13 protein-coding genes are annotated in these 13,031 nt (G+C 54.6%); 7 read left to right on the forward strand and 6 right to left on the reverse strand.

Annotated elements, in window-relative coordinates; translation table 11 throughout:
- Positions 1 to 784, reverse strand: a 784-nt coding sequence (locus tag JWF83_RS25840) for an SrfA family protein (RefSeq protein WP_413653373.1), incomplete at its 3' end; no start/stop codon positions are given.
- Positions 785 to 994: 210 nt separating this feature from the next.
- Here JWF83_RS25840 and JWF83_RS25845 point away from each other — a divergent pair.
- Together JWF83_RS25845 and JWF83_RS25850 are read left to right on the forward strand one after the other, a co-directional pair.
- A complete protein-coding gene (locus JWF83_RS25845) occupies positions 995 to 1,348 on the forward strand; it encodes a DUF1428 domain-containing protein (protein WP_413653374.1) in 354 nt (117 codons plus the stop codon).
- A gap of 323 nt (positions 1,349 to 1,671) precedes the next feature.
- Complete coding sequence (locus tag JWF83_RS25850) at positions 1,672 to 2,727, forward strand: 2,3-butanediol dehydrogenase (protein WP_413653375.1); 1,056 nt, start codon at positions 1,672 to 1,674, stop codon at positions 2,725 to 2,727.
- Between the two features lie 32 nt (positions 2,728 to 2,759).
- On the opposite strand, the gene JWF83_RS25855 is transcribed toward JWF83_RS25850, so the two are convergent.
- Positions 2,760 to 4,721 carry a sigma-54-dependent Fis family transcriptional regulator gene (locus tag JWF83_RS25855; protein ID WP_413653376.1) on the reverse strand — a complete coding sequence of 654 codons (1,962 nt, stop codon included), beginning with the start codon at positions 4,719 to 4,721 and terminating at the stop codon, positions 2,760 to 2,762.
- Between the two features lie 261 nt (positions 4,722 to 4,982).
- Positions 4,983 to 5,888 carry a LysR family transcriptional regulator gene (locus tag JWF83_RS25860; protein ID WP_413653377.1) on the reverse strand — a complete coding sequence of 302 codons (906 nt, stop codon included), beginning with the start codon at positions 5,886 to 5,888 and terminating at the stop codon, positions 4,983 to 4,985.
- A 99-nt stretch (positions 5,889 to 5,987) separates the two neighbouring features.
- On the opposite strand from JWF83_RS25860, the gene JWF83_RS25865 reads away from it, so the two are divergent.
- The 5 genes from JWF83_RS25865 to JWF83_RS25885 all read left to right on the forward strand — a co-directional run bounded on the left by JWF83_RS25865 (position 5,988) and on the right by JWF83_RS25885 (position 11,367).
- On the forward strand, positions 5,988 to 7,052 hold the full coding sequence (locus JWF83_RS25865; protein WP_413653378.1) for an SDR family oxidoreductase: 1,065 nt from the start codon (positions 5,988 to 5,990) through the stop codon (positions 7,050 to 7,052).
- A gap of 170 nt (positions 7,053 to 7,222) precedes the next feature.
- The gene (locus JWF83_RS25870; protein ID WP_413653379.1) at positions 7,223 to 8,215 is read left to right on the forward strand and encodes a hypothetical protein; all 993 of its coding nucleotides are present in this window, start codon (positions 7,223 to 7,225) and stop codon (positions 8,213 to 8,215) included.
- 541 nt (positions 8,216 to 8,756) lie between these two features.
- Positions 8,757 to 8,930, forward strand: coding sequence for a general stress protein (locus tag JWF83_RS25875; RefSeq protein WP_413653380.1), 174 nt, complete (start codon positions 8,757 to 8,759; stop codon positions 8,928 to 8,930).
- Between the two features lie 267 nt (positions 8,931 to 9,197).
- Positions 9,198 to 9,668, forward strand: a complete 471-nt coding sequence (locus tag JWF83_RS25880; RefSeq protein ID WP_413653546.1) for a ferritin-like domain-containing protein — start codon at positions 9,198 to 9,200, stop codon at positions 9,666 to 9,668.
- A 370-nt stretch (positions 9,669 to 10,038) separates the two neighbouring features.
- Positions 10,039 to 11,367 (forward strand): hypothetical protein, encoded by a 1,329-nt coding sequence (locus tag JWF83_RS25885; RefSeq protein WP_413653381.1) that lies wholly within the window; start codon positions 10,039 to 10,041, stop codon positions 11,365 to 11,367.
- Between the two features lie 62 nt (positions 11,368 to 11,429).
- Here the strand turns inward: JWF83_RS25885 and JWF83_RS25890 are convergent, their stop codons facing one another.
- The 3 genes from JWF83_RS25890 to JWF83_RS25900 form a co-directional block, all read right to left on the reverse strand.
- Positions 11,430 to 11,711, reverse strand: coding sequence for a hypothetical protein (locus JWF83_RS25890; protein ID WP_413653382.1), 282 nt, complete (start codon positions 11,709 to 11,711; stop codon positions 11,430 to 11,432).
- 121 nt (positions 11,712 to 11,832) lie between these two features.
- On the reverse strand, positions 11,833 to 12,264 hold the full coding sequence (locus JWF83_RS25895) for a nucleotide triphosphate diphosphatase NUDT15 (RefSeq protein WP_413653383.1): 432 nt from the start codon (positions 12,262 to 12,264) through the stop codon (positions 11,833 to 11,835).
- Between the two features lie 100 nt (positions 12,265 to 12,364).
- Entirely contained in the window at positions 12,365 to 13,003 is a 639-nt protein-coding gene (locus JWF83_RS25900) for a two component system response regulator (protein WP_413653384.1), read from the reverse strand.
- Between the last annotated feature and the right edge of the window lie 28 nt (positions 13,004 to 13,031).

Genomic DNA, 13,031 nt, shown 5'->3' on the forward strand with positions numbered 1-13,031 from the left:
CCGCCGCATCCTGCTGATGCTGCCAGGCAGCAAACGCGCCGGCCATCGCCAGCGGCGGCAACAGCCACCAGAAGCGGCGCCAGTTGCCAGCGGCATGTTTCGCGACCACCGCCGCTGGTGCAGCGGCTGGCGCCGGGGTTGCTGCCAGCGGAGGTTGTCTCTCAGGTTCAGGCAACGCGGCGACGGCCGCCGCAGGGGCGACAGGGGCGACAGGGGCGACAGGGGCGACAGGGGCGACCAGCGGCAGCGCTGCCGCAGGCGTCGCGGCGGGTACCGCAACCAGCGGTGGCAGGGTAACTTGCAGGGTGGCGCGCAGGCAATCGAGCGCATCTGTACGGGACTTTTTATCGAGGTCGACGAATCCCCAGAAAGTGATCACCGGTTTGCCATCCACCAGGTAGATATAGTTCTGGTCGGGAAACTGAAAAGCCTTGCTCAGCAACACGCCGAACAGTTGCATGGCCGGTTTTTCCGCGTTCTGCGCGCGCTGGCTAATCTCACTGACGCTGTTCTGGTAACTTTCCAGCAGGTTAATGGCGGATGCGCGCTCGCTATCACTGGCGGCAATCCATGACTTTACTCTGCCGCTGAACGGCGCATACCAGTCGATGCGATCGCCGCTCTCATTGGGCTGAGGGATCGCCAGGCAATCGGCGATTTTTTGCTGTTTCCGCAGGCGCAATGTCTCGCGTAGCTGCAGGGCTGAGGCATAAACCGGTTGCCCATTCTCCCCCAACGCCAGTACCGCATCCAGGTTTCCGCTGCGTAAAAATGATTTTGCCACGTATAAGGGCCCTTATGTGACCATGCCTGAGGCAGAAAATAATGTTTTATCTGAGATTATAATTACTTTAGTTCTGATAATGGCAAATCAAACGCCAGAATAAAGCCTAAAAGTGGCAACTATCTGTGGCATCGATCGCCGGGAGGCTAAAATTACCTCAGGACTGGCTAACGCCAGCCCGCTTCCTCAACCTGAATCAAGGAGTTGCCGATGAACTATATTGATGGTTTTGTGGTGGCGGTGCCAGCCGTAAATAAAGAGGCTTACCGACAGCTGGCCGCCAAAGCGGCCCCGCTGTTTAAAGAGTTTGGCGCCATCCGTATTGTCGAGTGCTGGGGCGATGATGTCCCGCCGGGAACGGTCACCGATTTCCGCGGCGCGGTAAAAGCGCAGGAGGATGAAGAGGTGGTGTTTAGCTGGATTGAATATCCGTCTAAACAGGTCCGTGATGAGGCAAACCAGAAGCTAATGGCCGATCCACGGATGAAAGCGATGGGCGATCAGATGCCGTTTGACGGCAAACGGATGATCTACGGCGGTTTTGCCGTGCTGCTGGATGAGTAATACCCGTGGTAAGCGGCATAGCGAAGAGCTTCGCTGTGCCGGCGGCGCCAGCAAAAAACCTTTCTCTGTGCTGTAACCCGGTGACAACCGTAACCTGTTACAGCTGTAACTAAGGTGTTAATGGCTGGTGTCGGTTTTGCTGGCGGTGGCTACAAATAAAGAACAAGCCACTGACATCTCACGCTATTTTTCGGCTGCGCTGACCGCGGCCGCGGTAACAGAAAGCTGGCATGGATTTCGCTATACCCGACAGGGATACCTTCACCCGCACCGGTAATGGTGCGGGTCAGGCACTGTTTATTTCTGTCGTAATGGAGAAGTTGATGAAAGCTGCTCGTTGGCATCGCGCGCGCGATATTAAAGTCGAAGATATTAACGAACCTCAGGTAGCCGCCGGACAGGTTAAAATCAAAGTCGCCTGGACCGGGATCTGTGGCAGCGATTTACATGAATATCTCGCCGGGCCGATTTTCGTCCCGGTAGAAAAGCCGCATCCGATCAGTGGTGATATTGCACCAATCGTCATGGGGCACGAGTTTTCCGGTGAAGTAGTGGACGTCGGCGCTGGCGTTAGCAAAGTGAAAGTCGGCGATCGCGTCGTGGTCGAGCCGATTCTCTCCTGCGGTAAGTGCCCGGCCTGCCGTGAACAGAAGTATAACCTGTGCGCAGGGCTGGGCTTCCACGGCTTATCCGGCGGCGGCGGCGGCTTCGCCTCCTACACGGTGGTGCAAGAGCATATGGTGCACCGCATGCCGGATGCGCTCTCCTGGGAGCAGGGGGCGCTGGTTGAGCCTGCGGCCGTGGCGCTGCATGCGGTACGCATGAGCACGCTGAAAGTCGGCGGCAAAGCCGCGGTATTTGGCGCCGGCCCGATAGGTCTATTGCTGATTGAAGCACTGCGCGCGGCTGGTGCTGCCGAAATCTATGTGGTTGAACTGTCGCCACAACGCGCGGCGAAAGCGCAGGAACTGGGGGCGCGTCGGGTGATCGATCCGACCAAAGAGGATGCGGTTGAAGTGATTCGCCAGCTGACCGAAGGCGGCGTCGATGTCGCCTTTGAAGTAACCGGCGTGCCGGCGGTCCTGAAGCAATGTATTAACAGTACCCGCTATGAAGGCGAGACCATTGTCGTGTCGATCTGGGAAGGCGAAGCGGCGTTCAATCCTAATACCTTGGTGCTGAAAGAGCGTTCAGTGAAAGGTATTATCGCCTATCGCCATATTTTCCCGGCGGTGATGGAGCTGATGACGCAGGGCTATTTCCAGGCGGATAAGCTGGTGACCAAGAAAATTGAGCTGGATGATATTGTCGCCGAAGGTTTTGAAGCCCTGGTGCGTGAAAAGCAACAGGTCAAAATTCTCGTCCGTCCACCGCAATAAGCAGACCGCCGGGCGTTAGCGCCCGGCACTGGCTACTCCTCCCCAAGCAGCGGGGAACGGATACCTAAACGTCGCATATGACGGTAGAGTGTCATCCGGCTAATTCCCATTTGGCGGGCCACCGCCGTTCGATTCCATTGCGCCGCGGTCAGCGCCTGCATCAGCCGTTCTGCTTCAATCTCTGACGCGACATCCTCTGCCACCCGCTGGCGCTGAACGGTTGGTGGTTGCGGCAGTAATGCGCGCGGATGCTGAAAGCTGTCTGGCAGATCGTACACGCCGATATGGTGCTGGTCGGCCATCTGTTGCGCATAGTCGAGTACATTACGTAATTCGCGCAAGTTTCCCGGCCAGTGATGTTGCAGCAGGCGCTGACGCGCATCCGCCGCTAAAACCGCTGTGCCGGATAACATGCGCTCAATCACCACGTCAAGATCGCTGCGTTCGCGCAGCGGCGGCAGGCTGATCTGAGCGCCGTTCAGGCGATAGTATAAGTCGGCGCGAAAATGCCCGGCGGCAACGCGTTGTTCAAGCTGATAGTGAGACGCGCAAATCACCCGGATATCAACGGCTATCGGGCGCGAAGCGCCCACCGGCAACACTTCATGTTCAGCCAGTACGCGCAACAGTCGCGACTGCATCTCCAGCGGCATATCGCCAATTTCATCCAGAAACAGGGTGCCGCCACTGGCCTCCTGAATCAGACCGCGTTTCGGCTTGCTGCTGGCGCCGGAAAAACTGCCGGGCATGGCGCCAAATAGTTCACTTTCGATTAGCGTCGCCGGGATAGCCGCGCAGTTAACCGCGACAAAGGGCATAGCGCGGCGTTCACTGGCCTGATGAAACGCTTTGGCGAAATACTCTTTGCCGGTGCCGGTCTCACCCTGAACCACCAGATTAATGGCGCTGTCCAGCAGCCGGGCAGCACGCTGTAACTGGCGCTGCAGCGTCGCATCGCCGCTGTTAAGCGCCGCAAGGGCTTCCGGCAGCGGCGTACTGGAGGGGTGCAGTGGCGCGCGCGGCCGTTGCGGCGGCGCCACCACGCTGATACACAGCGCCCGACCACTGTTAAGCAGCGCGATAAGCGCAGGTTGGCGGCCATCCATGGACAGATAGCCCGGTAGCCGGTCAAACGGTTGCTGGAATATTTGCTCAAAACGCAGCCCGATCAGCGGGCTGGTCGCCTGCGGCGCGCCGGGGACAAAGCCCATTTCGGCTTCCAGCATACGTTGCGCGCGGTGGTTATGGCCGGTCAGGCAGCCGGAGGCATCGAATGCCAGCATAAAGTCGGGGCTGACATCGACAAACGAGGACGTCAGGCTTAGTTTCAGCACCCAGTGATGGTGGTGACGATGGCTGAACCATGCCTGTTCAATCTGCCACGCCGCCATCCGGGCAATTTGCAGCGTCAGATACTGGCTCTCTTTTGGCTGTGGCGAGCGCAGCGCCGAGATATCGAGAATGGCTTTCAGCGGTCCGGTGGAATCAAACAACGGCACGGCGCTACAGGTAAGCGGGATATGGGTGGCATCAAAATGATCGTGCTGATGCACGGTCAGCGCGCGTCCGGTGGCCAGTGCGGTGCCGACGGCACAGGTTCCGGCCTGGGCTTCGGTCCACTGGGCGCCGGGAAACAGTCCTGCGCGGCGTAAGCGGACGGCGGCGTTTTTATCGCCAATATAATCGAGGGTGACCCCTTCGGCATTGGCCAGCAATACCACATAGCCGGCTGGCGCAATCTGCTGATACAGCTGTGTCATGCCATGATGCGCAAACTGACAAAACTCGTCGAGGGGTTCGCGATGCGTGTGCAGTTCGCTGGCAGATAAAATCTGCGCTTCCTGCATACGAAAGGGATCCAGACCGTGAGAATTGACGCAGCGTTGCCATGAGTCGCGGATCACCGGGTCGATGTGCATCACCGCCAGCCCCTGGTTTTTGCCGTAGAGGGTCTCGACCACCGTCGCAATATGATCACGCTGATACTGATTCACCGTTTTGTCTCTCCTGTGATCCTGCTTCCACCAGGCCGTAGACCTGGTCACTGCTCCGTGCGGATCTCGGTCACCACCGGTGGTGACAACAGAGGATAATACCGCGATATTGCGGGCTATTTTATCTCTGCCGCCGGTCAAAAGCGATACGCCCTCCCGGTGACAACATCGTTTTCGCCGGCAATGCCGGCGGCGTCAGTACTGGCACTCAGCGCAGGCGGCTGCATGACCGATACATTCCCCGCGCACAGGGGGGCAGATTTACTGAATTTTTAGCTGCTTCAGCGCCTCGATCAGCGCCTCAACTTTCGGCATTTGCTGTTTTTTACGCGGCCACAGCAGATACAGCGGTAAACCAGCCACTGTCAGCGGGGCCAGCAGCGGCACCAGTTGCCCGGTTTCCAGCGCGGCGCGCGCCAGCCAGCTGGCCATCTGTGCAATGCCCAGCCCGTCACTCACCGCGGCCAGCAGCGCCTCACCATCACCCAGCGCCATCGCCGGGGCAATCTCGCGACTCAGAAGGCGCCCGTCTGCCGCCATAAAGCTCCATGGCATCGGGCTGCCATCGTGACGGGCATAGACCACGCAGCGATGTTGCGTCAATTCCGCGGCAGATAAAGGCTCGCCATGCTGCCGAATATAGTCGGCAGACGCACAAAACATCAGTAGCTCCTTACCGAGAAAATGGTAGCCCAGCGACGGGGGGTAGTCGCCCGGACCGCCGATACGCACGGCGACATCAATGCCATCTTCCAGAATATCGATAAAGCGGTCGGTAAATGTGATATTCAGCTGCACCCCGGGATTTTCATGGCAGAAACGGTTAAGTAGCGGCATAACCTGCAGGCGACCAAAAGAGTGCGGTAAGGCAAGACGCAGGCGACCAGCCGGACGATTACGTTGTAGCGCCAGTAGCGATTCCGCCGCGCTCAGTTCCTCCAGAACCCGGCTGCAGGTTTGGTAGAACGCCTGGCCGGCATCGGTTAGCGTCAGGCTGCGCGTGGTGCGATCGAATAGCCGCGAACCTAAGCGCTCTTCCAGTCGGGCAATACTTTTGCTGACTGCTGAATTACTTAAATGCAGTTTCTCCGCCGCTGCGGTGAAGCTGCCGGTCTCTACGCTGATAACAAAGGGGGTGATCCCTTTCAGGCGGTCGCTGGAAATCATAGATTAATGAATTTTTGTCGTGAAATTTATGAATTTATAACCGGGATAGGAATTTAATTCCATATTAAGCTTTCTGTTATCACTTACAGGAGCAAAATCATGACATCACGTGCATTAATTGTTGGCGTCAGCGGCGTGGCAGGCAGTGCGCTGGCGACGCGTTTACTGGCTGAGGGCTGGCAGGTTTATGGCCTGTCGCGCGGTAAAACGCCGGTGCCGCAGGGGTGCATCGCGCTGACCGCCGATCTTACCGACCAGGCCGCAGTCAGCCAGGCGCTGCAGGGCATTGAAATCGATAAGGTGTTTTTCAGCGTCTGGGCGCGCCAGCAAAATGAACAGGAAAATATCCGTGTTAACGGCGCCATGGTGCGCCATGTGCTTGACGCGCTGGGCAAGCGGTTACAGGGCGGCCATGCGGCGCTGGTGACCGGTCTGAAACACTACCTTGGCCCGTTCGATGCCTATGGCAAAGGCGACGTGCCGCTCACGCCGTTCCGTGAAGAGCAGGGGCGTCAGCCGGTAGATAATTTCTATTATGCCCAGGAAGATGAACTGTTTGCCGCGGCCGAAAAATACCATTTCAGCTGGAGCGTCCATCGCCCGCACACCATTATTGGTTATGCGTTGGGTAATGCGATGAATATGGGACAAACACTGGCGGTGTACGCCACGCTGTGCAAACAGAGTGGGCAGCCGTTTGTGTTTCCTGGTTCTGCCGCCCAATGGTATGGCGTTACCGATATGACGGATGCGCGTCTGCTGGCCGATCAGCTACTGTGGGCCGCCGGCAGTAAACAGGCGGTGAATCAGGATTTCAACGTGGTAAACGGCGACGTGTTCCGCTGGCAATGGATGTGGACACAGATCGCCGATTACTTTGCCATCGAAGCGGTGCCCTTTAGCGGAGAAATGCAGCCGCTGGCAGGACGGATGCAGGATGCCGCGGCACGCTGGCAGGCGATTGCCGCCGAATATGGTTTACAACAGGCGGACATCACTAAGCTGGCTTCCTGGTGGCATACTGATGCCGATCTGGGGCGGCCGATGGAGGTGTTTACCGATATCAGCAAAAGCCGCAAAGCAGGTTTCACGGGCTATCAGTGTACCCGTGATGGGTTTTTCGACCTGTTTGATAAGCTGCGCGCGCAAAAACTGATCCCATAAACCGGTTACGCCTGCCTGCTCTGCCATCGCCGCTGATAAAATCCCTTCCTGCGGCGATTGCGCTGAGCTTTTTGCGCAAGACATTCTGCGCCAGTAGCTGCTAACGTTATGCAGCCGATGACTGGCGAATTGAACATACGTTGAATAATCTGCTGCAAAGGGGCCCCATTATGGACGGAGTCAATCACACGCCGGTGAATAATGCGTTGGTAATAAGGTCAGTGGACAGCGTTTACCCGCCCCGGCGACAGGTCGCCGGCGAGGTGATACAGGTGGGTAATGCTGCGGTGACAATCAATATTGGTTCTTCCTTGAGGTCGGCAACGTCCGCTTCCGCTGCGGTACCCACGGCGGAAAGAGCGTTATCGGTTGAGGAATTTTGTCATCAGTCAGCGATACAGAAGAAACAGTTTTGCGCAGCACTGATCGATCAAACCAACCAGCTGGCGCTGGCCAGCACCAATAGGGAACTGCCGGTAGAGATATTCATCATCACTGCCGCATCTCAAATGCGTCTGCCGATTGATAATGATCGGGTTTTAGCGCAGATTGCCGATCTGCTGCAGCGCGAATTTAGCCAGCTAAAACAGGCGGCAGAAGAGATATTAAAAAATACGACTACCACCACCGCAACAGCAACCCGTCCTTTGTTAGTTGAGCCGCCAGCATATCGACCTGCTCCGCCGCAATTAACCGCCTGGTATCATATTAACGCTGGCGATCATCCGACAACCCCGGTATTTGCTGACGACCGGCCCCCGCAGCTGACGGCGGGTGGTGAGAACATCGTCACCATTAATCTTGATGACGAAAGGTTCTCCGAAGAGATAAAAAGTCGCGAGGAGGTACTGATTGATTCACTGGCGTCTGCGGGTGAATATGAGAAAAAATTGCGCATGCTAATCAGGGTAATAGGGGACAGAGAAGCGCAGTTTGGCACCAGTTATGCTTATTTGTCGTCGGAGCAAAAGCACTATATCACCAGGCAAGAATTTAATGATCTGGTTGAACAGTTAAAAACAGAACAGCTTATTGAGGCTAATCTGGGGAATAGTAATATCATATTAACCCCACTGGGGCACAGGATAGCGACCGCGCTGGAAGCCAGAGAAGTTATCCGGCCAGCGGGGACGGATATCGCTGATAATACCCTGACGGGTTAAGTCAATAACCGGCATCATCAATGGTCGATCTGAATATGGACAGAATATATTTTCTGATAATTGCTTATTTTCTTAGCAGGTAAGCTTTAACAGCTAATATACTTTATAACAGCCATTTCCCTCGGCTGTATCTATTATTTATCCGCTAATTAAATATTAAAAACGGGTTATTTCATCGCTAAAATCGTGGTGGTTATTGCCGCTAACCGGTTGCGCTGTGAAAAACCATGTTCTTATTACGTGATTATGGCGCCACTAAAAATTACGTGGTGTTCTGTTGATGAATTAAATTTTTTAATTATGTAATTAAATATGTACAAACCCGCTCATTAAGTGACGAAAAGTGGTTTTTGACCACGCAATTTATTGATAATGACTGGTTAATTTTCGATCGGTTTTCAGGCCGCTGCGGTTAAGCGCCTCGCTTGAAATTATAGCGCCTGTTGCTAGATTTAGTAGTGCGTAACGCACACGGGCAGACAGAATTGAATTACTCTCTGGAAGGTCAGTGTGATCTTTTAATAAACGAAGAGGAATAGTTATGACTGAACATCGTGGTGGCTCAGGAAACTTCGCTGAAAATCGTGAAAAAGCCGCGGAAGCAGGAAAAAAAGGCGGGCAGCATAGCGGTGGTAATTTTAAAAACGATCGTGAAAGAGCCTCAGAAGCCGGTAAAAAAGGTGGGCAGAGTAGTCATGGCTCTGACAAAGAGTAATTACGCTACTGCCAATGAGCTCCTGCTAACAGCTGCTGACCAGCCGTGAATGCGGCTGGTTACCGGCTGAACTGTGTGGAGCGGTATTTTCTCTGCAGAAAGCGAGTGAAAGAAAATTCGCTTTATTAATCTCACCGTTTATTCGCTTATCTGCTGAATGAAAGAGCGTGTCGGTTATTTCTACGCTGCGCGTTGATGGTGAAAGTGAATAAACTGATTAACGTTTAAGTTGTGTCGTAAATACCCCCTTATTGAATGGAGAGAATGATGACCATCAAAACTCTGGAAGATCTGTTTAACCATGACTTATCTGATATTTATAGTGCAGAAAAACAAATAAAGCGTGCGTTACCGAAACTGGCGCGCGCCGCCAGCGATGAACAGCTGGTTGCTGCTTTCCGGCAACATCTGGAAGAGACGGAAGGTCAGATTGAACGTCTCGATCAGCTGGCAGAAAGTACCGAAGGGGTACGCATTCAGCGTATGAAGTGTCACGCCCTTGAAGGTCTGGCAGAAGAGGCACAGGAAATTATCGAATCGGTGGCGGCCGGACCGGTGAGGGATGCCGGGTTAATAGGTGCGGCGCAAAAAGTTGAACATTATGAAATCGCCACTTACGGTACTCTGCATGCTATGGCCCTTAAGCTTGGCTACCAGCAGGCGGCGCAATTACTTGCCGATACGCTGGCAGAAGAAAAGGCGACCGATAAAAAACTTACCGCTATCGCCACGCAATAGGGTATCCAATAATAAATCACTAAGCTAAAGGACTAACCTTGCTTTAGCAGCAACAGGGTATGGGTAAAATTTAGCTGCCAGCCGGCGATTGTTGCCCCCGTTCGGGGGCTTTTGCGGTAAAAAAACAGCGTTAACCACCATCATATCCGCGATATGATAGCCGGGCCGGGGATATTATCCTCTGGCGCACAGGCTGAACGAGAAATAACCCATAATAACCCATGATGACCCAGATATAAGTATTTCCTATGCCGCTTCCCTGCGGCTGAAGAGCTTTTTTTGCAAGTCTGATATTTCTGTCCCTCTACGCTTAGATATCCTGAGGGAGAGTGGTGGTTAATTCTTCCTTAACCATAATAAGGAGCATGGAATGATCACCGACAACAGCAGTAAATATAATTATCAGCCGCATTTAAGCCTGCCAGATTTATCTCCCCAGGTTCAGGATGATAATTATCTCGGTAGTTTACGTCGGGCGATATCGGTACCTGATGGCCTGTCACTGCTTAGCGTGCCGCAGCATGACATGCGACGTCATTCATCCTGGGCCAGCACACTGCTGATAACCCAAAATCCGCAGCAGGAAAATATTAACTATCAGAACGTTAATTATATTACCGACGACGCATATGCCGATACCGGCATTCCCCTCCCGCAGCCGGTTTTAGATATCAATAATAATGAAAAGATGCCGGGAATGCTGATTTATTGTCAGCAGGCTGATGTGGTGATTGATATTCCGGAGTGCGACGTTGTCGATCCGGTTAACTGGCGCAACGCTTCACTGCCGGTGAGTTCCGCGCAAATACTGGCAACGCTGCAACGTCATGGCGAGAACATCGCACTGGTGATAGGACGCAACTTGCTATCGGTGGGGATCCCCACGGCGTTGCGGGAATATGTGGCGAAGAATGTTTTGCCGGTGCTATTAAAAAATACGCCGGCCAGCACCTCCGTTACGCTGGGCGCTATCGCCATTGCCATGCCGATCGCGTTGCAACTGGCCGGTATTGCCCGGGATTTTCGCGCCGGAAACCAGACGCCTGCCAGTCTCAGCGCGCGACTGGCGAATATTGTACTGATTACCGGCGCAAGCTCAGCGTTAGTCGCCAGCGGCGGCGTTGCTCTGGCGGCCAATGCGCTGATCGCCGCGGTGTTTATTTATGTCCCATTCAGAGATGCCACCCAGTATTTCCTGCAACTGTCGGATAATAACCAGCCGGAGCTTAATCTGCAGGTCTGCGGCAAATCGGCGCTGGTGTATAGCGGCAACCAGATACTGGTTTCGGAAGGGATGACCATGCTGGCGCAGGCGCTGGAGCCCTTACTGGGCAGCGCGCTGGCCAATATGCTAGGTAAGGCAATCATCAACACTATCGGTGAATCAGCAGATGAGCTGACTTATCGTGGCCTTAACGCGCAGGCGCAAAATAATCCTGCCGTCAGCCTGAACCTCAGGTTGCGGCCGCGGGAAGAGATTGATTATCAAACCGCTGGCGATCAGTTACTGAATACCATTGCCGCCCGGGCATCGTTGTTTGGCTCGGCATACTCAGCGGTGAATGCCGTGCCGTTTGCGGATATTTTTAAAAGTATGATGATTGGTGTTGCGCTGGGGGCCGGGTATATTCCTTTTTTCTACAGCCACCCCCAGGCGCCACCGTCCACGGACCTGGAAGCGGGGCAGAGCAAAAGGTAGCGCAAGGCGCGTCGGTAGCCGGTGTGTTTCCGGCTTGCAGCGGCGGTCCCCCCCGGCGCTGGTTACCGGTGGTCAGCCTGCGGCGAAATATGACGGTTATTGCCGCATGGCAATGAGCTGGCAGCAGAGTGGCTGGCATTTTGCTGCGCCATTTTTTGCTGCAGTTGCAGCATAATTTCCGGATGAGCCAGCAGATAATCGGACGCGATACGTCCTATCTCCGCCCGTTGTGCGGCGGTGAATTGACTATCGTCATGCGCCGGAAGGGGCGAGACGCCCCGGCTGGTGGCAGGGGCTAGCAGGCTCATCAGGCAAAACACCATCGGGAAAGCAAGGCTTTTCATGATTTATGGTCCAGCCAGAAAGCAATAATCGATAGGCTAAACCTTAGTGCTTTGCAGATAAAACCGGCATAAAAATCAGCCCGACAGATATAAAATTTCTGTATACAACCGGCGCGATTTATCAGGCGCTCACCGGCTGCGCCAGGCGAATAAGCTGATCGGCGCCATGCTGTTGCAGCAGGTTTTGCAGCGGAATAAACAGCGGTTGCGGTAGCTGATGAAGATCAAACCACTGCCAGCCGCGGCATTTATCGGGTTCACACAGCAGCGGCTCGCCGACCGGATCATGCGTCACCGCGAACAGAGTGAGGTAGTGCTTCTGCTCATCAATAAAAATATCGTTGGTATAGGGGCCTCGCTGAACACTGTTCAGCTGCAAACCGGTTTCTTCCAGCACTTCGCGCCGGGCACAGTCTTCAACCGACTCGCCAAACTCAAGATGGCCGCCGGGTGCTGACCAGCTGTCCGCTCCGTGACTGCCCTGGCGGCAACCGAGCAGCAGTTTTCCCTGGCGGAAAATCAACACCCCCACACCGACACGCGGATATTGCATTATTTGCTCCTGTAGATAATGAATGCCAACACTTCTGCGGCAATTGTACCCGATGAGATAAGGCGATGAGTTGAGATTTTTTATCACTACTCTGCGTCGCTTAATTGGCCAGCAAACCGAGGCGCCGCGAGCAGTTAAGCAGTTGCGTCACTTTATGGACGTTAAGCTTGCGCATAATATTCAGCCGGTGGGTTTCAACGGTTTTGATGCTAATACAGAGTAAATCGGCAATCATCCGGCTGGCGTACCCGGCGGCAATCATCTGCAGAATCTGGCGCTCACGCACGGTAAGCAACCGGTGCGGTGACTGATGCTGCTGTAAGGCGTTGCGGATCGCCGCGCGATTCAGCGCCGGATCGATATACTGTTTATTCACCGCTACGGTTTGTAATGCCGCCAGCACTATCTGCTGACAACTGCTCTTCACCACATAGCCGATCGCTCCGGCAGAGAGCGTCCGCACGGCCATATGCTCCTCATCGCTGGCGGTATAGGCCAGAATACGCATTTCCGGCCAGCGCTGGCGCAGCTGGGGGATGAGATCCAGACCGTTGATTCCCGGCAGCCCAAGATCGAGCACCATAATGTCTGGTTGATGCGTGCGACAGGCGTTATACACCGCCAGCCCGTGAGTGATGGTCGCCACCACCCTGAAACGAGGATAACGCGAGAGGATGCTGATAAGCCCGTCGGCAATCAGCTGATGGTCATCCACCAGCAGCAGGCGATAATCGGTCATTTTCTGACTCCTTGTGAAAAATGGCCAC

It is taken from the genome of Pantoea sp. B65, assembly GCF_047308185.1.
Taxonomy (GTDB): Bacteria; Pseudomonadota; Gammaproteobacteria; order Enterobacterales; family Enterobacteriaceae; genus Erwinia.

Coding starts and splice junctions, on each gene's coding strand:
- JWF83_RS25850 (WP_413653375.1), top strand. CDS start 1,672: ATGAAAGCTGCTCGTTGGCATCGCGCGCGCGATATTAAAGTCGAAGAT.
- JWF83_RS25885 (WP_413653381.1), top strand. CDS start 10,039: ATGATCACCGACAACAGCAGTAAATATAATTATCAGCCGCATTTAAGC.
- JWF83_RS25870 (WP_413653379.1), top strand. CDS start 7,223: ATGGACGGAGTCAATCACACGCCGGTGAATAATGCGTTGGTAATAAGG.
- JWF83_RS25895 (WP_413653383.1), bottom strand. CDS start 12,264: ATGCAATATCCGCGTGTCGGTGTGGGGGTGTTGATTTTCCGCCAGGGA.
- JWF83_RS25880 (WP_413653546.1), top strand. CDS start 9,198: ATGACCATCAAAACTCTGGAAGATCTGTTTAACCATGACTTATCTGAT.
- JWF83_RS25875 (WP_413653380.1), top strand. CDS start 8,757: ATGACTGAACATCGTGGTGGCTCAGGAAACTTCGCTGAAAATCGTGAA.
- JWF83_RS25860 (WP_413653377.1), bottom strand. CDS start 5,888: ATGATTTCCAGCGACCGCCTGAAAGGGATCACCCCCTTTGTTATCAGC.
- JWF83_RS25865 (WP_413653378.1), top strand. CDS start 5,988: ATGACATCACGTGCATTAATTGTTGGCGTCAGCGGCGTGGCAGGCAGT.
- JWF83_RS25900 (WP_413653384.1), bottom strand. CDS start 13,003: ATGACCGATTATCGCCTGCTGCTGGTGGATGACCATCAGCTGATTGCC.
- JWF83_RS25890 (WP_413653382.1), bottom strand. CDS start 11,711: ATGAAAAGCCTTGCTTTCCCGATGGTGTTTTGCCTGATGAGCCTGCTA.
- JWF83_RS25845 (WP_413653374.1), top strand. CDS start 995: ATGAACTATATTGATGGTTTTGTGGTGGCGGTGCCAGCCGTAAATAAA.